Raw genomic sequence first — 23,735 nt, forward strand, 5'->3', positions numbered from 1 at the left:
GCACACACACCTGACGCGGAGCACTCCGCGACGTGGCGAAGGACCCGAAGCAAAAAGCCTACTTGGTTGCTTCAGCCCCACCCCCCAATGTCCGAATTAAGGTGCTTTTGGGCCGAATGGGCGTGGCAACTCAGGTCGGGCAGTGTGAAGGTTGGGAGCGAGTACGGGGCTTCCGGGTGTACCCGGGTGTCGCGGCTCCCGGGTATTCACACGAGTAGCGGGAAGTGTGCCATGGCTTTCGGCAATTCATCCATTTCACCGGTCCTGTCGGCGGATGCCGCGGCGGCCCTCGATGCAGCGGTGACAGGTTCGGTTCTGCTGCCGGGCGACGCCGGATACGACGACGAACGCGTGGTCTTCAACCTGAATCACGACCTGCTGCCCGCGGTGATCGTGGTGGCGGAGAACGCGGCCGATGTCCGGGCGGCCGTCACGTTCGCGGCGGGACAGCGCCGGCCGGTCGTGGTGAAGAGCACCGGCCACCAGATGGTCGGCCCGGCTCTCGGCGCCGTCGTGATCGCTACTCACCGGATGAACGACGTGAACGTCGACGCGGCCGGCCGCACGGCCCGAGTCGGCGCCGGAGCGGTGTGGTCCGAGGTCGTCAAGAGGGCTGCCGAGGCCGGGCTGGCTCCGCTGAACGGGTCCAACCCCACGGTGGGCGTTGCCGGTTACACCCTGGGCGGCGGACTCAGCCCGACCCTCGGCCGTTCCCAGGGCTACGCCGCCGACCACGTCCGCTCGCTCGACGTGGTGACCGCCGACGGCGCACTACGGCATGCCGACGCGCGCTCCGAGCCCGAACTGTTCTGGGCACTGCGCGGCGGCAAGGGCAACTTCGGGGTCGTCACCGCGCTGGAATTCGACCTGTTCCCGGTGTCCCGGCTCTACGGCGGCGCCCTCTACTTCCCCGGTGAGCGGATGGCCGACGTGCTGGGCGCCTGGACTGCCTGGCACCCGGGCACGCCCGAGACCATGGTCTCGTCGTTCGCCGTCCTGCGGCTCGCAGGGCAGACCGAACTGCCCGTGCCCCTGCACCGGCAGTTCCTGGTGTCCGTTCGGATCGCCTACAACGGCACCGTCTCGGACGGCGAGTGGATGGTGGCGCCGCTGCGGGCGGCGGCCCCGGCCGTCATGGACACCGTTGCGGACATGCCGTACACGAAGGTGGCGACAATCCACAATGAGCCGGCCGAACCAGTGCCCTACTACGAACGGAGCATCATGCTGCGGGAGTTCCCCTCACTGGCCCAGCACCGGCTCGTCGACCTCGCCGGCCCGGGCTCCGGGAGCAGCCTGACGATGGTCGAACTGCGCGCTCTGGGCGGCGCATGGGACCGGGAACCGGCCGTGCCCAACGCCGTCGCGACCAGGGGACTGCCGTACGTCCTACTGGGCGTCGCGGGCGGTCCGGTCTCGCGGGAGCAGCAGCTCAAGGACTCCGTCGCCGTGCTGCTCGACGGCATGGAGCCCTGGCGGGGCGACCGGCGGTTGGTGAACAACCTGGCGCCGGACGAGGCTGCCGACGCCCCCGCGGTCTATGGGCCGGAGCGTTACGAGCGGCTGGCGGCGGTCAAGAGGACCTACGATCCGGCGAACATGTTCCGGCTCAACCACAACGTGGCGCCGGCTGCCTGACCGGACACTCCGCGTGGCGTACACGGCGGGCCGGGAGACGCGTTCCGGACGGCATCGCGGAACCTGACGTCCCCCGCGGCGAGCGACACAACGGCCGGTCACGACGTGCACCCACTGGTCGAGGCATGCCAAAAAATGAAGGACGGGTTGCGTGCCGGGGCGCTCATTGGACGGGTGGTTAACGGACGCCGGGAATGTGAACAGCGCGGCTGGACCACAACGGCTGATCAGCGGCCGAGCCCCCGTTCCGGCGCCCGCGACATGCCCATAAAAGCGCACCAACTCGCGGCCTGGGCATGTCACTTGACCGCCCCCGTCGCAGGGCGGGAAGTTCACCCGGGTCCACGAGCATCGGCGCCCATGAGCAACCTCAGTCGCCGCATCTTCATCCTAGGCGGGCTCACCACAGCGAGCGTCGCGGCGCTCCAGATCGGGGCGACGGCCCAGCCGTCGGCCGCCGCCTCCACTCCCTTCCCCTTCACGCTCGGTGTCGCCTCCGGCGAACCGGACGACAGCAGCGTGGTTCTCTGGACGCGTCTGGCTCCCGCACCGACCAACGCGGACGGTCAGGGCGGCATGCCCAACGCCGACGTCGCCGTCGACTGGCAGGTGTCGACCAACCAGAACTTCACCACCCTCGTCAGCTCCGGTACGTTCACCGCGCGCTACGCCCAGGCCCACGCGGTGCACGTGCTGGCCGGCGGACTCGCTCCGGACTCCGAGTACTACTACCGGTTCCGGGCGCAGGGATTCATCTCCCCGGTGGGCCGGACCCGCACCGCGCCGGCGGTGAACACGGTCGGGCGCGACTTCACGATGGCCTTCGCCTCGTGCGCCCACTACGAGCAGGGCTACTACACCGCCTACCGCCGGATGGCCGACGACCGCCCCGACCTGATCCTGCACCTGGGCGACTACATCTACGAGGGCGGCGCCACCGCCGGCGCCGTGCGCCAGCACCTCGGCAGCGAGATCGTGTCGCTGGCCGACTACCGCCGCCGCTACGCGCTCTACCGCAGCGACCCCGACCTGCAGGCCGCGCACGCGATCGCGCCGTGGCTGGTCGTGCCGGACGACCACGAGGTGGAGAACAACTACGCCAACATGGTCCGCGCCGACAGCAGCCCCGCGCTGACGGCGGCCCAGTGGACCGCGCGCCGCACCGCCGCGTACCAGGCCTACTTCGAGAACATGCCGCTGCGGGCCGCCGCGACGCCCTCCGGCAACAGCATCCAGCTCTACCGCCGGGTCCGCTGGGGCACCCTCGCCACGTTCCACATGCTCGACACCCGCCAGTTCCGCGACGACCAGGCCTGCGGCGACGGCACGAAGGTCTGTGCCGACGCCGATCTGCCGTCCCGTTCGATCACCGGCGCGGCTCAGGAGGCGTGGCTGCTCGACGGACTCGGCCAGCGTCTGGGCACCTGGGACCTCATCGGCCAGCAGGTCTTCTTCGCCCGCAACGTGAACTCGGCCGGCGCGATGAACATGGACGCCTGGGACGGGTACCGGGGCAGCCGGGCGCGGATCCAGCAGGGCATCATCGACCGCGGCGTACGCAACCCGGTCGTCCTCACCGGTGACGTGCACGCGTCGTGGGGCAACAACCTCAAGGCCGACTACGCCAATCCGTCGTCGGCGACGATCGGCTCCGAGCTGGTCTGCACCTCCATCACCAGCACCGGCAACGGAAGCGCCACGACGACGATCCCCAACGGATCGCTCAACCCGCACCTGCGCTTCTACTCCGAGCGGCGCGGCTACGTCCGCACCCACATCACGCCGTCGCAGCTGACAGCCGACTTCCGGTCGGTGGCGACGGTGACCGAACACGGCGCGGCGGCAACCACCGCGCGGACCTTTGTCATTCACGACGGACAGCCGGGGTTGGCCGATGCGTAAGCTCTCCGTACTCGGCGCGGCCGTCGCCGGCTTCGCCGCGGTCCTCGCCATGGTCTCCCCGGCCTCGGCGGCCGGGCCCTCGTCCTGGGCGACCGCGAACAGCGACTCCGCCGGTGACCAGGACACCTCCTCGATCGCGGCCAACCGCCTCGGCGACACCGCGGTGGTCTGGGAGGACGACCGCGACTCGACCAATCCGGGCGACAACGCGCACAGCGACGTGTGGGTGCGGATGTACCGCAACGGCGTCTCGGCCTACGAGAAGAAGCTCTCGGCCGGCGGGACCGCGGGGGTGGCCTGGCGCCATCTCGAGCCGGACGTGGGCATCGACGACCGGGGCAACACCGTCGTCGTATGGGCGGAGGACCCGGACGGCAACGGGTTCTACAACATCACCTACCGGGTGCTCTCCCCGGCCGGTACGCTCCTCGGCTCCGGCCAGGCCAACGCGAGCGCCGACGGCCAGCAGATCCATCCGCGCGTCGCGGTCGACCCGGACGGCGCGCCCAACAGCACCACGGCGGTCGCGTTCTCCGTGGTGTGGGAGGACATCCAGGGCACCGCGGCGGCGACGGTGAAGGCCGCCGGGTTCACCGGGACCACGACGAAGGCCTACGAGGTGACGGTCAACGCGGCCGGCGGCGCGCACCACAACCCCGACATCGCGACCTCCGCCTCGGGCGACGCCGTCGTCGTCTGGGACGAGGACACCGACAACAACGGCTTCTACCAGATCGGCCTGGTGAAGCTGACCAAGGCGAACGGGGCGGTCACGCTCAGCCGCCGCAGCGCCAACAGCCTCGGCGACGGGCAGCAGCAGCGCCCGGCCGTGGCCGCGAACTTCAACGGCGACTTCGCCGTGGCGTGGGAGTCCGATCACACCGGGACCCGTGGTGTCTGGGCCCGGTCGTTCACGGCGACCGGCACCGCCGGCTCGGCCGAGGTCGAGGTCTCCACCGGAACCGGGGCGGGCAACCCCACCGTCGGCATCGACGACCAGCGCGACGCCGTGGTCGGTTGGAGCGTCGCCGGCACCGATCCGGCGGTCTGGGCCCGGGGCCTCAACCCCGACGGCACCTTCGCCGGCCGGTTGCCGGCCCAGTCCGTCAGCCAGGTCACGACCGGCCGGCAGGAGCAGCTCTCGCTGACCTCCTCCCCGTTCGGCACCCTCTCCATGGCGTACACCGACGACAACGACGGCAACACCTTCGACCAGGTCCTGCTGAGTCTGGGGGCGACCAACTCGGACTGGTGACGTCCACCGGGCCACGCCGACTGGGCAGATCCGGCAGCCGGTTCCGGAACCGCGCAAGAACGCGGCACTCGGAACCGCTGCCGGATCCTCTCCGGGCGCCGGGCCGCACGCCCGTGACGGGGCGGCAAAAACCGCTGTCCCGTCGCCGGAGCACCGTGGTAGACAACCGGCGTGAACATGACTTTGGACTTCCCCGATCTGCTGCGGCTGATCGACGAGCGGGCCGCCGCCTTCCGCGCCGCCGTCGCCTCCGCGCCCAGCCTCGACGTGCAGGTGCCGACCTGCCCCGAGTGGACACTGTTCGATCTGGTGCAGCACATCGGTGAGGGACGCCACGCCTGGGCGGCCACCGTCGCCGCCGGACCCGGCGCCCCGGGGAAGGCCGTACCGGTCGACGCCCCTGACGTGCCCCGGGAGCGCGAGGCGCAGCAGGACTGGCTGGCCGGCGCGACGCGGGAGTTGCTGGACGCCCTGCGCGAGGCCGGCCCGGACCGCGGTTGCTGGACGTGGTGGGGGGATTCCCAGTCGCCGCAGACCTGCGGTGCCGTCGCCCGGCACCAGCTCCAGCAGCTCGCGGTGCACACCTACGACGCGCAGCTCACGGTGGGCGGCGCCGAGCCGCTGCCGGAGGAGGTGGCACTCGACGGGGTCGACGAGTTCCTGTCCACCTGCTGCGCCACGACGAGCGCCTGGCCGCACGAGCCCGCCATCGTCGACTACCACGCCACCGAGGGCCGCTCCTGGCGGCTGTGGCTCTCCGCCGACGGCGCGCGGACCGCCCGTATCCCCACACCCGGCGCCACGTCCGCGACCCCGGACGAGACGGTCGACGCCTCCGCCCGGGGCACGGCCCACGAGCTGGTCATGGTCCTGTACGGCCGCATTCCGGCGGACTCCCTCAAGCTCGAGGGCGACCCGCGCCTCTTCGACCTGCTCCAGGAATGGGACCCAGGCGCCTGAGGAACCGGCGGCGGCGTCAAACGACCCGCGCTGCCCCCGCACATCAGGGCTGTTCGACCCATGCGGTGGTCCGGCACCGCTGGCACAGTGGCCTGGGCAGAAGAGCCCGGCATCGCGCCGCGACGCCGTGGGCCGACGCGGCCACGTCGCGCGCAGTCCCCCGTACCGGCTGCGCGGCGGCGTCCGCGACGCTGCCGGGCAGCACGACACGGAAGAGACAATGGCTCCACTCGTCAATGAACCCATGGCCGACACCCGTGGGATGAGCGCCGTACACACCGCGCTGCACCGCGAATTCAGGCTGCTTCCCGACCTCGTCCGGTCCGTCGTCCCCGGCGACACCCGTCGCGCCGAGACCGTCGGTGCCCACGCGGCGCTGCTGTGCCGGATCCTGCGCACCCAGCACGAGGGCGAGGAGCTGCTGCTGTGGCCCAGGCTCCTCGAACGCGCCGGTGTGGAGGCGGAGATCATCGTCTCGACCGTGCGGCAGCAGCGCCGGTCCGTCGCGGGTCTGCACGCGGAGGCGACCGGGCTGCTCGCGGGCTGGCGCAGCGACGGTCGGAACTCTGCGGGCCTCGCGGGGGCGTTCGAGCGGCTGGCGCCCCTGCTCCTCAGGCACATGGCCCTGGTGGAGAAGGAGGTGCTGCCGCTGTCGGAGCGGCACATCACCGCGGCCGAATGGCACGAGCTCGGCGTGCACGGGATGGCCGGCATCGCGAAGAGGGATCTGCCGCTGGTCTTCGGGATGGCGTTGTACGAGGGGGATCCGGAGGTCGTCCAAGCCGTCCTGGCGAACGCCCCGTTGCGCGTCCGGCTCGCCGTCACCGTGCTGGGGCGGCGTCGTTACGCGTCCCACGCCCGGCAGGTCCACGGAACGGTCACGCCCTTTCGCGTCGGTTCCTGAAGCACCCGCCGTCGGCCGCCGCGCCGCCGCAGTGAACAGCGAACCCGTCGGGCGTGGGTGGCGGTGGCTGGGCGGCGGGGACGACGGCCCGCGGGCGCCCGCCCTCCGCCGCACGGACGCTGACGGATTCGATCGCGAAACACGGCCAGTCGAGTCCGCTGCGGGCGCTGAGTTCGTCGAGGAGGACCTCGCGGAGCCGTGCCCAGACCCCCTCCCGGCTCCACTGGGCGAAACGCCGGTACACCGTGGGCCAGGCGGGCCCGAACACCGGCGGCAGTTGCCGCCACGCACACCCGGACGTGGCCACGAAGATGATGGCGGCCAGGGCCTCGCGGTCACCCGCCCGCCTCCGGCCCCCGCCCTGCGCGCGCTCCACCTCGGTCGGCGGCACGACCAGCCGGAACAGAACCCACAGTTCCTCCGGGGCCAGCCGCGTCGTCAGGTCTGCCATGGCCGGCTCAACGCCCTCACGTCACGGGCCCAGGCCCAGAGGCGGGTGAGCACCACCGCCACCGCTCCCACGGTGGCCGGCGGCGCGATGCCGTGGGCGATGCCAGGGACCAGGCACAGCGCGCACGCCACGCAGACGGTCACGGCTCCCATGACGGCCAGGTGGCGGCCCGCCCGCCCGTCGTCCCATGCCGCTTCCATCTCTGTCGTCTCCTCCGCGTCCGGCATCGGCGTCGTTCCTTCCCGATCGTTCCCGGGCATGTGCGTCTCCACCGTAGGCAGCGGCCCCGCCGGATTCCTTGCCCGAGAACGCACCGCACCTTGCCTCTGGCTGCGCCCGGAAGAATCGGGAACCGAGCGGGAGACACCGAACGAGCACGGTACGAATCAGCCGCGGAGAGAGGCCAAAGAAAACACGCCCATAAAGCTTTTCGCAGGGTAGACAAGGAAAGCCGACGGGCACCATAAACGCATGGACCGCCGCCGGTCTTCCCGACCCTCGCAATGCGGCGGAACGCGGTACATCGGCCAAAAGGATCAACAAGGCCGGGAAAAGCGCTGTTCAGCAGTGCCCGGCACCAGCGGAGACACCGAGCGGCGATTCACTCGGTCCATGTCATCATCTGCAGTCATCACGCGACTACTTGAATGATGCACCAGCCTATCACCGTGGCCGCTTCAATCCCAGCGGGATTTGCGCGCGGAGGATACGAACATGACAATCCATCACTCAGCTGAACCACACCCCGCCCCGCAGATCCTCCAGGAGGCCTTCAGAATTCTGGACTGCTTCTCCGTCGACACACCGTGCCTGCACCCCTCGGAAATCGTCCGCATGACGGGCATGCCGTCATCGACGCTGACCGGGATCCTGCACGCACTGGTCGAGGAGAACGCGCTCCAGCGCGAGGGGGCCTTCTTCTGTGTCGGTCTGCGGGTGATCCGGTGGTCGGCGTCCGCGGACGTGGCCTCGGACCTCATCACAGCGGCCAGGCCCGCGGTCGCGGCACTCCGCGACAAGACCGGTGAGTGCTGCGGCCTCCACATCCGCCGGCACGGCAACCAGGTCACCGTGGTGTGGGCGAACTCCACGCACCCGCTCACCCCTCACGGCTACGTCGGCCAGGTCAGGCCCCTGTGCGGCAGTGCGGCGGGCAAGGTCTTCATGGCCTACGAACCCCATGCCCTCCGGCTCGTCCTGGACGCGGGACTGACCGCCTACACGCGCAGAACGGTCGTCCAGCCCGAGGCCCTGCACCGGCAACTGGACGAGATCAGGCTGCGGGGCTGGACCTTCGTCTGCGAGGAGCACGAAATGGGCCTGAACGCCCTCGCCGCCCCCGTCTACGCCACCGACGGCACCGTGACGGCCGCCGTCACCCTCGGGGGGCCGACGCAGCGGCTGACCTCGGACCGGGTGGAGGGACTCGCCCGGCAGGTGACGGACTGCGCCCTGGACATATCGCGCTTCCTGGCGACGAGCCGGTGGTCCGGGTGAGTCCGTCCGCCGGACCCGGCCGGCGGCACCGCCCGTCCCGGGCACGACGAAGCCGGCGTCCCGCGGGGAAGTTCCCCGCGGGACGCCGGCCCGCTCCCCCGCCCGGCCACCGCCGCAGGCGGTGGCCGGCCGGTCCTACCCCAACCGCCCCCTCTCCTCGGGGCGGGAGTCGCCGGCCGCCCCGGTGAGCGCTGCGGCATCCGGCTTCTCGACCCGCGTCAGCGCGACCATCGCCAGATCGTCATCGGGAAGCGCCCCGGTGTGCGCGACGAGGTCCTGGAGGATCTCCGACAGCGCGTCGGGCAGGCAGACGCGACGGGCCGCGCTCTGCCGGGTCCACTCCCAGGCCGTCGCGCGCTCCAGCAGCGGGTAGCAGCGCCCGGCGGCGTCACGGGCCTCGATCAGCCCGTCGGTGTAGAGCAACAGCGCGTCCCCGGCAGCCAGTTCGAAGCGCTCCTCGATGGCACCCACGTCCTGGAGGCCGTGCAGGCCCAGCGGGGGCGACGAGCAGCCCGAGACCAGGGCCACGGAACCGCAGTGGGCCCGGACCGGCGGGGGATGGCCCCGGTTGACCATGCGCACCTGCCGCTCGCCGTCCGGGACTTCCAGGAGCAGAGCGGTCACGAAGCGTTCGTCCCGGGCCCGGGTGCCGTCGGTGCTGTCGTCGGTCTCCGCCAGGTGGCGCAGGAAACTCTGCTCCAGGCGCCCCGACAGTTCGGTCAAGGTGGTGGTGCAGGGGGCCCATTCACGGAAGGCCCCGAGCACGGCCGCGACGTCCTCGAACGTGGGCAGGCCCTTGCCGCACACGTCACCGATGATCAGGCGTGTCGCGCCGCCCGTCCGGGCCACGGCGTACAGGTCACCGCCCACCTCGCTCCGGCCACCGCACGCGCGGTAGACGGAGGCGATGCCCAGGGCGCCGATACGCCTCGGCAGCGGCCGCAACAACACGCGCTGGACGGTGTCGGACACCGCGCGCGCCTGCGTGGCCGTGGAACGGTACCGGTTCTTCAGTCGGGCCAGGATCGCCGCAACCACCCCGGTGGTGATCACCGGGGCCAGGCCGCACGCGTAGCTCGGATGGTGCAGCGGCAAGGTCGCGCAGAGCGCGCTCACCCCGCAGACGGCCAGGGCCCCCAGGATCCCTGCCACAGCCAGATGGTGTCCCGGCTGCTTTTCGCCCCGCTCCTCCTCGAACCTGTCCATATGCGTCATCTGCGTCACTCCTCCACGGTCGTCCCGGCTCCACTGAGGGTGGGCCACTGTCGACCGTAGGTTCGTGACCGGTCCTGCTCCTTGCTCCGTGACGCACGGTGCCTTGCCCATCCCTGCAGCCCCCCGGGACGCCGAGGCGCCGCCGGCACGTGCCCGTCCGGCGGCGCTCGACGCGCGCGGTTCAGCGCTCGCCGAGATTCATCAGGGCATCGCGCAGTGCCGCGCGGGAGGCGATCCCGAGTTTGGGGAAGATACGGCCCAGATGGCCCCCCACGGTGCGCGGGGAGAGGTAGAGCCGCTCGGCGATCTGCTTGTTGGTCAGACCGGTGGCCGCGAGATGGGCGATCTCCAGCTCCTGCGGGGTGAGCATGACGGGCTCCGGTCCCTCGGCGCGCCTGGCCATCCCCCCGCTCGCCTGCAGCGTGCGTGCCGCCCGGTCCGCCCAGGGCCGGGCACCGAGTTCCTCGAAGGCCGCCAGGGCCGCGCGCAGCGAGGCCCTGGCCTCGGTGGTCGATCGCGCCTTGCGAAGACGTTCGCCGTAGGCCAGGGTCACGCGTGCCCAGTCGAAGGGCCATTGCTGGACACCGGGGTGGGACAGGGCCTGCTCGAACAACTCGATCGCGGCCTCGTCCGCTTCGGCCGCCATGGCGGCCGCGGCGTCGACGAGCATGGCCCTGCGCGGGGAGAGCCGGGCGATCCCGGCGCTGCGGACCGCCCGGACATGGGCGGCCGCCTCCTCCCGCCGGCCGGTGCGGACCGCGGCCTCCACCAGGTCCACCACCACGAGCAGTGCCACGGGGGTGTACGGGGCCAGCTCGCCGGCCGGGCTGACGGCCGCCGCGTGCCCGTAGACGCGCTCGAAGTCGCCCTCCGCCTGCCGGATCAGCACCTGGACGTGCTCGGCCAGGGTCACCAGATGGAGCGCGCCGCGCGATGTCCCCCACAGGGCCATCGCCTCGGCCGCCTCCCCGGCGGTCGCGGCGTCGCCGCGCGCCGCCGCGACCACGGCCCGGTAGTACACGAAGTACCAGGAGAGGGCTTCGAAGGACAGCTCCTTGCACAGCCGCACCCCCTGGTCGGCCAGCGCCGTCGCCTCGTCCCACCTGCCGGTCAGGAACGCGTCCGTGCACAGCAGCGGCAGCACGAAGATCTGCTTGCGCCCCTGGGGCGAGATGCGCGACACGGAGTCGCGCACATCGGCGAAGCGGTCGGCGGTGAGGCTGACGACACCGATCCGCGTGATCCGCGCCGGACTGCTCTCCTGGGGCAACCCGGCGATGAGTTCCTCCAGGTCGGGTTGCGCGGGCAGGGCGGTGCGGGCGGGGTCGCCCTGCGTCGCGACGTAGACGGCCAGCAGCCGGGGGACGTCGGCCCCGAGTCGGTCGAGGATCTTCTCCAGGGGGACCCACAGCTCCCGGCGGCCGCCGAGGCAGCACAGCAGGACCAGGAGGTGGAGCGCCTCGTCCAGCGCGAGATCGCAGGCGTCGTAGGAGCGGTCGAGGCTCTCGATCGCCTTGAGCAGCGTCTGGTGGGCCGTGTCGATGTCCCCCTCGCCGTCGAGCAGCCGGTGGACCGAGACGGCGGCCGAGTAGAGCAGCGCGCGTTCGTCGGTGCCGACGCGCCGGGCGTCGTCGATCAGCCGGGAGGCCGTGATCAACTCACCGGAGGCGTCCGCCCGTACGTAGGCGGCCGCGGAGAGCCGGCGCGCGCGGTCGGCGGCGCCGGGGGACAGGTGCGCGGCCTTGGTGAGGGCGCGGATCGCCGCCGTGGCGTCGCCCCGCCGCACGAGGCGGTGGGCGCTGCCCTCCAGCAGGGCGGCGACGCACTCGTCGAGTTCCGTGCACGCCTCCCCCAGGTGGTACGCGCGCCGGTCGGGCCATTCGTTCAGCACCTCGGCGAGTTCGCGGTGCACGGCGCGGCGCTCAGTGGGGGTGGATCCCTCCAGCACCGCGGTACGGATCATCGGGTGCAGGAACCTGAGGCGATGGCCGAACTGGTCGATGTGCACGAGTCCGTGGCACTCGGCGGCCTCGAGGTCCGTGGGACCGGACGCGGAGCAGAGCCTTTGCACGGCCGCCTGGAGCACCGCGACGTCCCCCGTCTCCTCCACCGCGGAGACCAGAAGCAGTCTGCGGGTGGCCGCCGGCAGCGCCGCGACCCGCGAACCGAAGGCCTCCCGGAGGCGGCGGCTGAGCGGCAGCGGGTCGGGCAGGCGCTCCAGCCCGGCGCGCTGCGGTCCGCTGAGCGCGGCCGGGAGTTCCACCAGGGCCAGCGGGTTTCCCTGCGCGGCGGCGATGACGCAGTCCAGCGCGCATCCGGCCAGGTCCGGATGGCGGAGACCGGCCAGCAGCCGTGACGACTCCCCGTCCAGCGGCGGGATCTCGTACTCGGCGCGTCCACCGCTCTCGAGATGGCCGCGCTTCCCCGGGTGGGTCGCGGCGAGGAACGTGATGCGGCTGCCGGAGAGCCTGCGTGCCACGAACTGCAGCACGGCCGTGCTGGCCGGGTCCACCCACTGGAGGTCGTCGACGATCAGCAGGATGGGTGTCTCGGCGGCCGCGCCGCGCAGCAGCACGAGGGCGGCGTTGGAGACCAGGAACCGGTCCGGCGGCGTTCCGCTGCCGAAGCCCAGCGCCACGCGCAGCGCGTCCCGGTGCGCGCCTTCCAAGGTCCCGGAACTCTCCTCCCAGACGGGGAAGAGCAGCTGGTTGAGGCCCGAGTACGCGACCTCGCTCTCGACGGCCGTGCCCCCCGCGCGCAGCACCCTGGCACCCGCGGTGAGGGCCCGCTGGCCGAGCAGGTTGAGCAGCGTCGTCTTGCCCACTCCGGGCTCTCCCGACAGCAGCACCGCACCGCCGGAGTCGACCGAGCCGAGCAGAGCCTCGACCCGCTCCACATCCTCATCACGACCCACCAGTGCCGGAAGGCTGTTTGCGTCGGCCGTGTACACCATGGACTGCATCGGATGGTTCGTGCTCCCTGGTTCAGGCGGGCGCTCTCGATCCGGGACGCCTGGCGTCCGGCAGGGTCGAAAGCATCACCTTCTCACCATGATCTGTACTGGAAAGTGTTACATGACACGAGAAGAGACCTCATGCGGACAGTGTTTCCTTTCGTCCGCTTTGCTCCTCACCGCTCGCACTTCCTGACGGGGATGCGTCACCACGAGTGCCCAGCCCGGTGTTGATGAGTGGTGTGAGCCGCTGCACCGCGTTGTCGACGACGTTGAGATCGGCTTTGGTGTGGGCGATGGCGGCGTCGATGAGCAGGGCGACGAGGGGGTCGTCGGCGTGGGTGCGGCGCAGGCGCGCGAGTCCGGCGAGTTCCGACACGTAGGTCTGCCGCTGGGCCTCGACGAGGGTGTCCAGGGCGTCGGCCCCCAGGGAGGCGGCACCGAGGAGCTTGAGGAACAACTCGTCGCGGAAGCCGCCGGTGCGGGTCCAGGCGGCGGTGGCCCACTCGGTCAACTCGTCCTGGCCGGTGGGGGTGAGCTGGTAGCGCGTCTTGTCGGGCCGGTCGGTCTGGGCGACCTGGGAGCGGGTGACGTAGCCGTCGCGGACGAGGCGGTCGAGGATCTGGTAGAGGTGGCCGATGTTGAGGCCGCCCCATTGCGGGCCGATGGCCTGCTCGAAGCGGCCCTTGAGCTCGTAGCCGTGGCTGGGCCCTTCGGACAGCAGAGCGAGCACCGCATGATGCAGTGGCACTTTCACACCCCCTATGTATTGTGACAATGTACCGCTGCATTGCGGCAATGCAGGAGGGTGGGAAGGGCTCATGGGTGTGACCTTGCGGGGGGTGACCCGCCGTTACCCGGGGATCACGGCGCTGGACGGTGTCGACCTGGTGATCGCCGACGGTGTGTCGGTCGCGTTGACCGGGCCGTCGGGCGCGGGCAAGTCCACCGTGCTCCATGTGATCGGCGGAATGGACCGGCCGGACTCCGGGACGGTCGAGGTCGACGGGGCCGAACTCACCGCGTCCCGGCTGGACGCGCACCGCCGCCGCATCGGCTTCGTCTTCCAGCGGTTCCACCTGCTGCCGGCCCTCACGGCGCTGGACAACGTCCTGGTGCCGGTGCTGCCGCGCCGGGTGGACTTCGACCGGCGGGCCCGCGCCATGGAACTCCTGGACGCCGTCGGCCTGGCCGGGCGTGCCGGTGCGCTGCCCTCGCAACTCTCGGGTGGCCAGCAGCAACGGGTCGCGGTGGCCCGGGCGTTGATCAACCGTCCGGGACTCCTGCTCGCGGACGAGCCGACGGGCAATCTCGACAGTGCCACCGGAAGGGAGATCATCGACCTGCTGCTGACGCTGAGCGAGCAGTACGCCATGACGATGCTGATCGCCACTCATGACGCCGAAGTCGCCGCGAACTGCGACCGGATCGTCCGGCTCCAGGACGGCCGGATCACCTCCGACCGGCAGGTGACACCCGCCGCCGACGTGCTCGACCGCCTGGGGGGCCTGCGTCCGTGATCGCCATGATCCTCTCGCAGTTGCGGCGCCACCGCGGCCGCGCGCTGGCGCTGGCCGCCGGCATCCTGGTGGCCGCCACCAGTTTCACCCTGCTCACCTCGACGGTGACGACCAGTCAGGCCCGCACCACCGACACCGTCCGCAAGAACGCCCGCTCCGCCTACGACGTCCTCGTCCGCCCCCACGGCAGTCAGGGCGCCGTCGAGCGGGCCGACGGCCTGGTCGAGGCCAACTTCCTGTCCGGGATCTACGGCGGGATCACCCTGGACCAGTACGACGCCATCAAGGACATGGCCGGAGTACAGATCGCCGCGCCGGTCGCCAACCTCGGCTACCTCATGGTGCAGGGCACCATGAGGATCGACGTCTCCACGTTCCTCGATCCGGGCGCGCCCGCCCAGATGCTGCGGATCCGGCCGACCCTGACCGCGGGCCCGAACCAGTACCGGACCGCGGACCAGTACGTGTACGTGAGCCGCAACCCGATCAAGCGGCCCGCCGAGCTTCCCCACGATTCGTCGCCGGAAGACCTGCTCCAGGAGGACACGGGGCACGGCGTGTACTCGGTCTGCTGGTACTACAACTACAACAAGACCGACCTCCACATTCAGCACTCCGACGACGGCGGCTACGAACCGCTGGAACCCAGTTTCATCCCGGAGGACCGTCGCGAGGAGTCACCGTTCGACCGCGACATGAACGCGTGGCTGACCTGCCGGACCGGCCACGAAAAAGTGGCGGCCGAAGTCCCGGTCTCCTATCCGGTGCTGCTGTCGGCGATCGACCCCGTCGCCGAGAACCAACTGGTGGGCCTGAACCAGGCGGTCACCTCCGGCCGTGTGCTCACCGACCGGGACAAGCCCGTCTGGGGCAACAAGGAGCGTTGGTCGGCGGAGTCCTCGTACTGGAAGGTCCCGGTCCTGCTCAACGACCGCACGCTGACCGCCGGCACTCTCGACGCCCGTGTCGAACGCCTCCAGGCCGGCGACCCGGCCCTCCTGCCCGCGAAGCTCGGCAGCCCCGCCGCCCACGACTTCGTCAACGGCCTGCGCGGAACGCCCGTCGGCCACGCCACCGCGAAGATCGAGAAGGGCTACCCCGAGAAGTTCGCGTATCCGCCCACGCTGTCCAACTACTGGACGGTCGGCCCGGTCGACTACCGCCGCACGGCGCACGGCCTGGTCCCGCGGCCTCGTGCCGGCCAGTCACCCGAGATCTGGCGGACCAACGTGAACCGCCAGTTCGTCGACCTCGTCCCCGAGGAGAACACCGGCACCCAGTACCGGAAGGTCACCAGCCACCCCGGCACTTTCTGCTTCGGCTACCTCACCTGCGACCACGAGGACTACGGGCGGACCTCGATCCCGTATCTGGTCCCGGTCGGACGCTACGACGCCGGCGAACTGCCCGGTTTCTCCTCGCTGTCGCAGGTGCCGCTGGAGACCTACCGCTCGCCAGAGGTCACGGGCGCCGACAAGGAAGCGCGGACCGCCCTGCACGACCGGCCGCTGGCCCCCGACCGCAACCTCGGCGGCTACCTCACGGCCCCGCCCACCATGCTCACCACCCTCGACTCGATCCCCACCCTCACCAAGAGCCGCCGGCAACCCTCCCTGCAGGACAAGGCACCCGTCAGCGCCATCCGCATCCGGGTGAGCGGCGTCACCGGTGTCGACCCCGCCTCGCAGGCCCGCGTCAACGCCGTCGCCGGACACATCCGCACCGCCTTCCCCGGCCTCCAGGTGGACATCACCATCGGCAGCTCCCCGGCGCCGCAGACCGTCGCCCTGTCCGGCATCAACGTCCGCGAGTACTGGACCGCCAAGGGCGTGGCCCTGCACATCCTCAAGGCCGTCGACACCAAGAGCGCGGTGCTCTTCGTGCTCGTACTCGTGGTGTGCGCGCTCTTCCTCGCACAGGCCGCCCTCGCCTCCGTCCGCTCCCGCCGCATCGAGATCGGCACCCTGCGCTGCGTGGGCTGGACCTCCTCCGACATCCTCCGGCTGGTCCTCGGCGAACTCGCCGCCATCGGGCTCGGGGCGGGCGCCGCCGGCTCCCTGCTCGCCTATGTCCTGGGCGCCCTGCTCGGGCTCCCCGACGCGGGTGCGAAGGCCGCCCTCGTCCTGCCCGTCGCCCTGCTGCTCGCGGTCACGGCCGGAGCGTTCCCCGCCTGGCGGGCCACCAGGCTGCGCCCCCTGGACGCCATCAGACCCCCGGTCACGGCCGGCGGCCGGACCGCGCCGGTCCACTCCCTGATCGGCCTCGCCGCGCGCAACCTCCTGCGTGTCCGCGGCCGCACCCTGCTGGGCGCGGCCGGACTCGCCCTCGGCGTCGCCGCGTTCACCGTGCTCCTCGCCCTCACCCTCGCCTTCCGCGGTGAGGTCGCCGGCTCCCTGCTCGGCAACAGCGTGGTCGCCCAGGCGCGCTCCGCGGACTACCTCAGCGTCGCCCTTTCCCTGCTGCTCGGCGCGGCCGGGGCCGTGGACGTGCTCGTCCTGTCGCAGCGCGAACGCGCCGCCGACCTAGCCGTCCTGCGCGCCACCGGATGGACGACCCGGGAACTCGCCCGCCTCACCCTCTACGAGGGCATCCTGCTCGCCCTGCTCGGCGGGCTCACCGGCGCGGTCGCGGGACTCGCCGCGGTCCTGGCCATCGGACGGGGTGTGCTGGAAGGACACCTGCTGACCGTGGCCGGTGCCGCCGGCCTGGCCACCCTCGCCGCCATCACCCTCGTCAGCGCCGCCCTCGCCTTCCCCATCCGCGCCCACTCCCGCATCGCCCCCGCCCACCTCCTCGCGGCGGACTGACCGGTCGTGACGCAAGATGACGATGTCCAGGAGCGCGCGGCACCCACCGCGGTGCGCCGTACACCCGTTCAGCGCGAAGGAGCAGCCATGACCGTCGGGGAAGACGACCGCACCGGCACCGCGGGGTCCGGTGACGACGGCACGGCGGCAGCCGGCCGCAAGCGGCCGCGCACGGTCCGTGAGCCGCGCCCCTGGTGGCAGGAGCTGCCGATCCTGATCGTGGTGGCACTGGTCCTGGCGCTGGGGATCAAGACCTTCTTCGTCCAGGCCTTCTCCATCCCCTCGCGCTCGATGCAGAACACCCTCCAGGTCGGCGACCGGGTGCTGGTGGACAAGCTCACCCCGTGGTTCGGCGCGCAGCCGGAACGCGGTGAGGTCGTGGTCTTCCGGGACCCCGGCGGCTGGCTGGACGACCGGTCCGCGCAGCGGAGCGCCCCCGCCCCGAACGCGGTCACGAAGGTCCTGGCCTTCGTCGGGCTGATGCCCTCGGCCGACGAGAAGGACCTCATCAAACGCGTGATCGCGGTCGGCGGCGACACCGTGACGTGCGAGAGCGGCAAGCCCGTCGAGGTCAACGGGAAGCCCCTGGCCGAGCCCTACATCTATCCCGGGGCCACACCGTGCGACGATTTCCCGGTCGGCACCGTGAAGGTCCCGAAGGACCGCCTGTGGGTGATGGGCGACCACCGCGACGACTCCGGGGACTCCCGCGTCCATGTCCAGGAACCGGGCGGCGGCTTCGTGCCCGTGGACGACGTGATCGGCCGGGCCTTCGCCGTCGCCTGGCCGGTGCCGCGGTGGTCCACGCTTCCGGTGCCCGTCGGCTTCGACGGGGGATGACACCCGGTGGCGCGGCGCGCGTCACGCCCCGGGTGCCACGTCCTGCTCGGCCCAGACGATCTTCCCCTCGCCCCGCGTGTAGCGGGTGCCGCGCCGTCGGGAGAGCCGGTTCACCAGGAGCAGCCCGCGGCCGCTCTCGTCCGTGGGGCGGGCGTGGCGCAGGCGCGGCAGGCTGTTGCTGCTGTCGGAGACCTCGCAGGTCATGACCTGGTCGCGAATCAGCCGCAGGCCGATGGGCCCCCTGCCGTGGCGTATCGCGTTGGTGACCAGTTCGCTGACGATGAGTTCGGTGGACGGCACCAGATGCTCCAGCCCCCACCGCGCCAACTGCCGGGTGGTCAGGGCCCGTGCGCTGCTCACCGCGGCAGGCTGGAGGGGAAGGTCCCAGGAGACGACCTGACAGGGGCCGAGGACGCGGGTCTGCGCCAGCAGCAACGTGACGTCGTCGTCGGGCGGGTGTGTCGACAGGGCGTCGACGACGTCGGAGCACTGCACGTCCAGCGAGCGGCCGCGCCGGGCCAGGACCGTCGTGAGGCGGTCGATGCCGGCGTCGATGTCCCGGGTCCGGGACTCGACCAGGCCGTCGGTATACAGGGCGAGCACGCTGTCCTCGGGCAGTTCGAGTTCCACCGCCTCGAAGGAGGACACGCCTGCCCCGAGCGGCGTTCCGGGGGGAAGGTCCGGGAAGGTGATGCGGCCCTCGGGGTCGATGACGGCGGGCGGCGGATGGCCGGCCCGTGCCATGGTGCACGTCCGCGTGACGGGGTCGTAGACGATGTACAGGCAGGTGGCCCAGAGGACTTGGGCAGGCGGTCCCTGGACGTTCTCGTGCTCCTGGGTGATGCGGGTGACCAGGTCGTCGAGATGGGTGAGCAACTCGTCGGGGAGCAGGTCCAGATAGGCCAGCGCCCGAACCGCGGTGCGCAGCCGGCCCATCGTCGCGGCGGCCTCGATGCCGTGCCCGACCACGTCCCCCACCACCAGCGCCACCCTGGCGCCGGACAGGGGGATCACGTCGAACCAGTCGCCGCCGACTCCCGCGACGATGTCCGCGGGCAGATAGCGAGAGGCCACCTCGACGGCCGATCCGCCCGTCAACTTCCGGGGCAGCAGGTTGCGTTGCAGGGTCAGGGCGAACGCGCGCCCGCGGGAGTAGCGGTCGGCGTTGTCCAGGCTCGGCGCGGCACGGGCCACCAGTTCCTCGGCCAGCAGCAGATCGCCCTCGTCGAACGGCGCCGGATTCCTCGACCGGGCGAAGACCGCCACGCCCAGCACCTCGTCGCGGGCTCGTATCGGTACCGCCATGAGGGCGTGGATCCCGTACGTGCGGGCCTTCTCCGCCCAGGGGTCCTGCGGGTCGAGGCAGGAGGGCTCCAGGACCGTGCACGCCGGCTTCCCCGTGGACAGGACACCGGCATAGGTCGAGTTCGCGGGCGCGAGGATCACCTCCCCCGGTGTCCACAGGGGTTCGCACGGCCCCTCGTGGATCGAGGCCAGGGCGACCCGGCGGAACACGGGGACGGGCCCGTCCACCAGGGCCGGATGGAACAGCACGTCGGGGCCGAGCCCGCCCGGGTCCGCAAGGTCGACGATCGCGAAGTCCGCCAGCGCCGGCACCGCGACGGCGGCCAGTTCCTGCCCGGTCCGCGCGACGTCCAGGGTGGTCCCGACACGGCTGTCGGCCTCGCTCAGGATCGCCAGGCGTTCGCGGGCCCGGTCCCGTTCGGCGACGTCCACCCACATCGAGCACACGCCCACGGGGCTGCCGTCCGCGCCGTCCAGACGGAAGTACGAGGCCTCGAAGGGGCCGCAGGTGCCGACCGCCGAGAGCCACTCCGGGTACTCGAGGTCGAGCGCCGGGGTCCCGCTGTCCAGCACCTTCCTCATCACCGCCTCCAGCGCGCCGGACTCGGCGCCGGGCCGCACTTCCGTCAGCCGCCGGCCGAGGCGTGTCACGGGCGGTATCCCGTCCAGGAGTTCAGCGGTGTCGTTCACCCACACGCAGCGCAGCCCCGTGTCGCGGACACAGATCGCGACCGGTGCGCTGCCCAGGAGCGACGACAGCGGGAGCCCGCTCACCGCGGGCGAGTCCGCCACCCCGTCCACGCGGGTCGCCGAGACCAGCCATCGGCAACCGTCCTGCCGTCCGGACAGCCGGGAGACGCGCAGCCCCACGTCGAGCGCCCGGCCGTCCCTGTGGCGCACCCCGACCGTGCCGGCCCACGCCTGCGGCAGCACGTGGGAGCGCCGGGCGAGCGCGGATGCCGCGGCCCGGTCGCCGGGCGAGGCCAGCATGGCCGCGGCCGGCCGCCCCACCGCGTCCTGCGCGGAGTAGCCGAGGAGGTGCCGGGCGGACTCGACCCACCCCGACACCGAGCCGTCCGCACCGAGTATCGCGATCGGTGTGCAGACGACCTCCGAGACCCCCCAAAAACGCTGCGTCAAGCCGTTCTTTGCGTGCTGTCATCGGAGATTCCTGACTGATGTAGATCCTCGACAAGCCATGGCGTGGGCGTGCTCGCCGAATTGTGCTCGCAGGAATGCGTTCACGTCGCATTCAAGAAGGAGGACTGTGAGTCGGATTACAGTGTGCCCCCGCGGGAACTGCGACGCGGACGATTTCCGTGCCGCCGGCGGTGGATTGCGTGGAGGGACAAAGACCGTGCACGCACGGGCAAAGGGCGCGGGACGGACCCGGCGCGGTCGCCCGGCCTGCGGCGGCCGACTCGAACAGCACACGGGGGCAGGGCCGAACGACCCGGGCGTCGGCCGCGCACGAAGGGCATATGACCCATGCGCGACCATCGGCGCCGGTGACACAGTGGCCCGGGCAGCGACACGGCAGGGCTCTCCCGTCCGCGACAGGCATCGCCCGCCGGCTCCGTGCTCGCCGCCCGCCCCCACACACAGCAGACGGCAGGACAAGGAACGCACCATGGCACCACACGTCGTTGAACCGATGGCCGATACGCGCGACATGTACATGGCCCACACCGCGCTGCGCCGCGAGTTCATCCTGCTTCCCGGCCTCGTCCGGACCGTGGCGCCGGGCGACATCCGGCGCACGGAGGTCGTCGGTGCCCACGCGGACCTGCTGTGCCGCATCCTGCACACCCACCACGAGGGCGAGGACCTGCTGCTGTGGCCCAAGCTCGTCGAGCGCGGCGGTGCGGAGGCCGCCGCCGTCGTGCCCACGATGGAGGAGCAGCACCACGCCATCGACACCGCGCACCAGGAAGTGACCGCACTCCTCGGAGGCTGGCGCTCCACCGGGCTGCGCGGCGCGGAACTCGCCGAGGCGCTGGAGCGCCTCGCGAGCGTGCTCCTGGAGCACATGGCCCTGGAGGAGAAGGAGATCCTGCCGCTCGCCGAGCAACACGTGACCGCGGCGGAGTGGCACCGGCTCGGCGAGCACGGGATGACGGCCACGCCGAAGAAGGACCTGCCACTGGCTTTCGGCATGGCGATGTACGAGGGCGATCCGGAGGTCGTCAAGGCCGTACTGGCGACGGCCCCGCTGCCCGTCCGGCTGATCGTCCCCGCGCTGGCACGCCGCCGGTACGCGTCCCACGCCAAGGCCGTCCACGGAACCGCCACGCCGCCCCGCATCGGCGCCTGACAGTCCTGGCAGGCCCGCGACCGGATCACGCGCGCATTTGCCCGGAGGAGGTCTCCGGGATTTGCCGCAACCCCGGATTCGCATTTCTGCGGGTGTCCCGCAGTCTCGCCCAAAACGCCTTCCGGGACCGCGGCCGGACTTTACGGTGGCAGCGTAAGGGGTTCCCCCGGAACCACGTACCACGCCGGTTCCTGGGACCCAATGCCTCCTGGCAATTCGCGAGGGCATCGTGATCCAAGCATTCTCCACGGACATCAAACCGCCCGACGAGAGGACCGACTACTGGACGGACGCCGTGGGCAAGGCGTTCATCCAGCTGGAGGTCCGCACGCGGGGGGAGGCCACGATCCACGGCACCATACGGCGGGCATGCGTCGCGGGCGTCCAGGTCGGGTCCCTCGAGGCGAGCCCGCAACGGATGACCCGGTCCGCGCCGCTCATCGCCGCGGACGGCGACGACTCACTCGTCGTGAGCCTGCAAAGGACGGGGGCCGGCGTCGCGACCCAGGACGGCCGGGAGGCGCCGGTCGCCGCCGGCCAGCTCGTCATCCTCGACACCCGCAGGCCGTACGTCCTGGACTTCGCCGGCCCGGTGCGGCAGCACGTCGCCACCGTCCCGCGCGAGATGGTGGACCTCCCCGACTCGGCCCTGCGCCTGGCCACCGGCCGGACCTACTCCCCCGGCCAGGGCATCAGCGGCATCCTCGCGTCGTACGTGAACGGACTCGTCACGATCACGGACAACTGCATCTGCGCACCGGCGCCGAAGGAATTCCTCAAGCAGGGGATCGTCGACGTGCTGACGGCCCTGGTCACCCTGGAGGGGAACGTCAAGCAGGAGGCCACGCCCGCCGTGGAGGCGGCCCTGCTGCTTCGCCTGCGCACCTACATCCGCAGCCACCTCAACGATCCGTCACTCTGCCCGGCCTCGGTGGCGGCGGCGCACCACATCTCGGTCCGCTACCTCTACCAGCTCTTCCAGGGCGAACCCATGACCGTCGGCCGGTGGATCCAGCGCCTGCGGCTCGAGGCCTGCCGGAGGGACCTCGTACGTCCCGAACTCGCGGGGCAGACCGTGGCGGCCATCGCGCACCGCTGGGGCTTCGCGAGCCACGCCCACTTCAGCCGTACTTTCCGGGCGGTCTACGGATCGTCGCCGGCGGAGTGGCGTCAGGCCGGCCTCCCGCAGGCGGCTGCGGTACCCGACGCCGTCCATCGTCTCTGACGAGCCGTCAATTCGTAAGGCTGGGCTGCCCGGCCGGTCCGAGCACGTAGCGGCCGGCCCACGCGGCGAGCACGGTCGCCACGTACGCGGCGTCGGCGACCTTGGTCAGCAGGTGGTCGGCCCCGTCGAGAGCGATGAAGGACTTGGGGTGGCGCGCGGTGTCGAAGATGTGCCGTGCGTTGTCGACGCCCACCAACTCGTCCGTCGGCGAGTGGAAGACGAGCAACGGGGCTCTGAGGCCCGCGATGCGCTCGGTCTGCGGCTGGGTGGCGAAGTCGTCCAGGAAGTTCCGCTGGATGCAGAAGGTGCGGCCCGCGAGCACGACCTCGGCCTCGCCCTCCCGCTCGATCTCGTCGCGGTCGTCCCCGAGCAGGTGCAGGACGTGAGCGGGGCTGAAGGGTGCGGCGATCGTGGCGACGGCCCGTACCCGGGGGATGCGGTGCCGTGCGGCGAGGACCGCCGCACCACCGAGCGAGTGCCCGATGAGGAGGCCTGGGGCCTTGTGGTGGGCCTCCAGGTATTCGGCGGCGTGCACCAGGTCGTCGGTGTTGGAGCTGAAGTGCGTGTTGCCGAACTCTCCACCGGAGCCCCCGAGACCGGTGAAGTCGAAGCGCATCACCGCGATGCCGAACTCCGTCAGCGCCCGTGAGATACGGGTGGCCGCGACCTGGTCCTTGCCGCAGGTGAAGCAGTGCGCGAACAGCGCGTACGCCCGCGGCTCGCCCTCGGGCAGTTCCAGCCGCGCGGCCAGCGCGGCGCCCTGCGACCCCGTGAACTCGACCCTCTTGGTGTGCATCGGTGTGTCCTCCGGCTCTGCGGCTCCGGGCGGCGGCGGGCTGCCAACGGACCGAGGTTGCTAAAGGGTGTTGCACAAGCCTGCGCGCGGGCAGGTCAGAGTGGGCGCCGGGCTCGTCTTCTCATGACACGAGGGCGAGGTTGTGCATGTGGG

17 protein-coding genes and 1 pseudogene are annotated in these 23,735 nt (G+C 71.5%); 11 read left to right on the forward strand and 7 right to left on the reverse strand.

What is annotated here, in order from left to right; translation table 11 throughout:
• The first annotated feature begins 300 nt into the window (after nt 1–300).
• The 5 genes from ACIP9H_RS37715 to ACIP9H_RS37735 all read left to right on the forward strand — a co-directional run bounded on the left by ACIP9H_RS37715 (nt 301) and on the right by ACIP9H_RS37735 (nt 6,659).
• Nucleotides 301–1,638 (forward strand): FAD-binding oxidoreductase, encoded by a 1,338-nt coding sequence (locus tag ACIP9H_RS37715; RefSeq protein WP_401963476.1) that lies wholly within the window; start codon nt 301–303, stop codon nt 1,636–1,638.
• Nucleotides 1,639–1,998: 360 nt separating this feature from the next.
• The gene (locus tag ACIP9H_RS37720) at nt 1,999–3,540 is read left to right on the forward strand and encodes an alkaline phosphatase D family protein (protein WP_401963478.1); all 1,542 of its coding nucleotides are present in this window, start codon (nt 1,999–2,001) and stop codon (nt 3,538–3,540) included.
• Nucleotides 3,533–4,795: a hypothetical protein gene (locus ACIP9H_RS37725; protein ID WP_401963480.1), complete on the forward strand. Its 1,263-nt coding sequence runs from the start codon at nt 3,533–3,535 to the stop codon at nt 4,793–4,795. The genes ACIP9H_RS37720 and ACIP9H_RS37725 overlap by 8 nt, the downstream gene beginning before the upstream one ends.
• Nucleotides 4,796–4,972: 177 nt before the next feature.
• A complete protein-coding gene (locus ACIP9H_RS37730) occupies nt 4,973–5,755 on the forward strand; it encodes a maleylpyruvate isomerase N-terminal domain-containing protein (RefSeq protein ID WP_401963493.1) in 783 nt (260 codons plus the stop codon).
• A gap of 244 nt (nt 5,756–5,999) precedes the next feature.
• Complete coding sequence (locus tag ACIP9H_RS37735; protein WP_401963482.1) at nt 6,000–6,659, forward strand: hemerythrin domain-containing protein; 660 nt, start codon at nt 6,000–6,002, stop codon at nt 6,657–6,659.
• A 100-nt stretch (nt 6,660–6,759) separates the two neighbouring features.
• Here ACIP9H_RS37735 and ACIP9H_RS37740 read toward each other — a convergent pair.
• Together ACIP9H_RS37740 and ACIP9H_RS37745 are read right to left on the reverse strand one after the other, a co-directional pair.
• Nucleotides 6,760–7,110, reverse strand: a pseudogene (locus ACIP9H_RS37740) (transposase); the annotation flags it as partial.
• Nucleotides 7,098–7,337 (reverse strand): hypothetical protein, encoded by a 240-nt coding sequence (locus tag ACIP9H_RS37745; RefSeq protein WP_401963484.1) that lies wholly within the window; start codon nt 7,335–7,337, stop codon nt 7,098–7,100. The gene ACIP9H_RS37745 and the pseudogene ACIP9H_RS37740, both read right to left, overlap by 13 nt.
• 487 nt (nt 7,338–7,824) lie before the next feature.
• Between ACIP9H_RS37745 and ACIP9H_RS37750 the strand changes: the two genes are divergently transcribed.
• A complete protein-coding gene (locus ACIP9H_RS37750) occupies nt 7,825–8,607 on the forward strand; it encodes an IclR family transcriptional regulator (protein ID WP_401595620.1) in 783 nt (260 codons plus the stop codon).
• A gap of 135 nt (nt 8,608–8,742) precedes the next feature.
• On the opposite strand, the gene ACIP9H_RS37755 is transcribed toward ACIP9H_RS37750, so the two are convergent.
• The 3 genes from ACIP9H_RS37755 to ACIP9H_RS37765 all read right to left on the reverse strand — a co-directional run bounded on the left by ACIP9H_RS37755 (nt 8,743) and on the right by ACIP9H_RS37765 (nt 13,526).
• The gene (locus ACIP9H_RS37755) at nt 8,743–9,822 is read right to left on the reverse strand and encodes a PP2C family protein-serine/threonine phosphatase (protein ID WP_401595622.1); all 1,080 of its coding nucleotides are present in this window, start codon (nt 9,820–9,822) and stop codon (nt 8,743–8,745) included.
• Between the two features lie 181 nt (nt 9,823–10,003).
• Entirely contained in the window at nt 10,004–12,775 is a 2,772-nt protein-coding gene (locus ACIP9H_RS37760) for an AAA family ATPase (protein WP_401963486.1), read from the reverse strand.
• Between the two features lie 139 nt (nt 12,776–12,914).
• Complete coding sequence (locus ACIP9H_RS37765) at nt 12,915–13,526, reverse strand: PadR family transcriptional regulator (protein ID WP_401963488.1); 612 nt, start codon at nt 13,524–13,526, stop codon at nt 12,915–12,917.
• A 70-nt stretch (nt 13,527–13,596) separates the two neighbouring features.
• Between ACIP9H_RS37765 and ACIP9H_RS37770 the strand changes: the two genes are divergently transcribed.
• The 3 genes from ACIP9H_RS37770 to lepB all read left to right on the forward strand — a co-directional run bounded on the left by ACIP9H_RS37770 (nt 13,597) and on the right by lepB (nt 17,942).
• A complete protein-coding gene (locus ACIP9H_RS37770) occupies nt 13,597–14,295 on the forward strand; it encodes an ABC transporter ATP-binding protein (RefSeq protein ID WP_401963490.1) in 699 nt (232 codons plus the stop codon).
• A 5-nt stretch (nt 14,296–14,300) separates the two neighbouring features.
• Complete coding sequence (locus ACIP9H_RS37775; RefSeq protein WP_401963495.1) at nt 14,301–17,102, forward strand: FtsX-like permease family protein; 2,802 nt, start codon at nt 14,301–14,303, stop codon at nt 17,100–17,102.
• 87 nt (nt 17,103–17,189) lie between these two features.
• Entirely contained in the window at nt 17,190–17,942 is a 753-nt protein-coding gene (lepB, locus tag ACIP9H_RS37780) for a signal peptidase I (RefSeq protein WP_401595631.1), read from the forward strand.
• A 21-nt stretch (nt 17,943–17,963) separates the two neighbouring features.
• On the opposite strand, the gene ACIP9H_RS37785 is transcribed toward lepB, so the two are convergent.
• Nucleotides 17,964–20,387 (reverse strand): SpoIIE family protein phosphatase, encoded by a 2,424-nt coding sequence (locus tag ACIP9H_RS37785; protein ID WP_401595633.1) that lies wholly within the window; start codon nt 20,385–20,387, stop codon nt 17,964–17,966.
• Between the two features lie 490 nt (nt 20,388–20,877).
• Here ACIP9H_RS37785 and ACIP9H_RS37790 point away from each other — a divergent pair, with 490 nt between their 5' ends.
• Together ACIP9H_RS37790 and ACIP9H_RS37795 are read left to right on the forward strand one after the other, a co-directional pair.
• On the forward strand, nt 20,878–21,561 hold the full coding sequence (locus ACIP9H_RS37790; protein WP_401595635.1) for a hemerythrin domain-containing protein: 684 nt from the start codon (nt 20,878–20,880) through the stop codon (nt 21,559–21,561).
• Between the two features lie 229 nt (nt 21,562–21,790).
• Nucleotides 21,791–22,786 carry a helix-turn-helix domain-containing protein gene (locus tag ACIP9H_RS37795; protein WP_401595638.1) on the forward strand — a complete coding sequence of 332 codons (996 nt, stop codon included), beginning with the start codon at nt 21,791–21,793 and terminating at the stop codon, nt 22,784–22,786.
• Nucleotides 22,787–22,793: 7 nt separating this feature from the next.
• Here the strand turns inward: ACIP9H_RS37795 and ACIP9H_RS37800 are convergent, their stop codons facing one another.
• On the reverse strand, nt 22,794–23,582 hold the full coding sequence (locus ACIP9H_RS37800) for an alpha/beta hydrolase family protein (RefSeq protein WP_401595640.1): 789 nt from the start codon (nt 23,580–23,582) through the stop codon (nt 22,794–22,796).
• Nucleotides 23,583–23,735 lie beyond the last annotated feature (153 nt).

The organism is Streptomyces sp. NPDC088732, from assembly GCF_044751205.1.
GTDB lineage: Bacteria > Actinomycetota > Actinomycetes > Streptomycetales > Streptomycetaceae > Actinacidiphila.

Coding starts and splice junctions, on each gene's coding strand:
- ACIP9H_RS37745 (WP_401963484.1), bottom strand. CDS start 7,337: ATGCCGGACGCGGAGGAGACGACAGAGATGGAAGCGGCATGGGACGAC.
- ACIP9H_RS37720 (WP_401963478.1), top strand. CDS start 1,999: ATGAGCAACCTCAGTCGCCGCATCTTCATCCTAGGCGGGCTCACCACA.
- ACIP9H_RS37760 (WP_401963486.1), bottom strand. CDS start 12,775: ATGGTGTACACGGCCGACGCAAACAGCCTTCCGGCACTGGTGGGTCGT.
- lepB (WP_401595631.1), top strand. CDS start 17,190: ATGACCGTCGGGGAAGACGACCGCACCGGCACCGCGGGGTCCGGTGAC.
- ACIP9H_RS37790 (WP_401595635.1), top strand. CDS start 20,878: ATGGCACCACACGTCGTTGAACCGATGGCCGATACGCGCGACATGTAC.
- ACIP9H_RS37800 (WP_401595640.1), bottom strand. CDS start 23,582: ATGCACACCAAGAGGGTCGAGTTCACGGGGTCGCAGGGCGCCGCGCTG.
- ACIP9H_RS37750 (WP_401595620.1), top strand. CDS start 7,825: ATGACAATCCATCACTCAGCTGAACCACACCCCGCCCCGCAGATCCTC.
- ACIP9H_RS37730 (WP_401963493.1), top strand. CDS start 4,973: ATGACTTTGGACTTCCCCGATCTGCTGCGGCTGATCGACGAGCGGGCC.
- ACIP9H_RS37735 (WP_401963482.1), top strand. CDS start 6,000: ATGGCCGACACCCGTGGGATGAGCGCCGTACACACCGCGCTGCACCGC.
- ACIP9H_RS37725 (WP_401963480.1), top strand. CDS start 3,533: ATGCGTAAGCTCTCCGTACTCGGCGCGGCCGTCGCCGGCTTCGCCGCG.
- ACIP9H_RS37770 (WP_401963490.1), top strand. CDS start 13,597: ATGGGTGTGACCTTGCGGGGGGTGACCCGCCGTTACCCGGGGATCACG.
- ACIP9H_RS37775 (WP_401963495.1), top strand. CDS start 14,301: ATGATCCTCTCGCAGTTGCGGCGCCACCGCGGCCGCGCGCTGGCGCTG.
- ACIP9H_RS37755 (WP_401595622.1), bottom strand. CDS start 9,822: ATGACGCATATGGACAGGTTCGAGGAGGAGCGGGGCGAAAAGCAGCCG.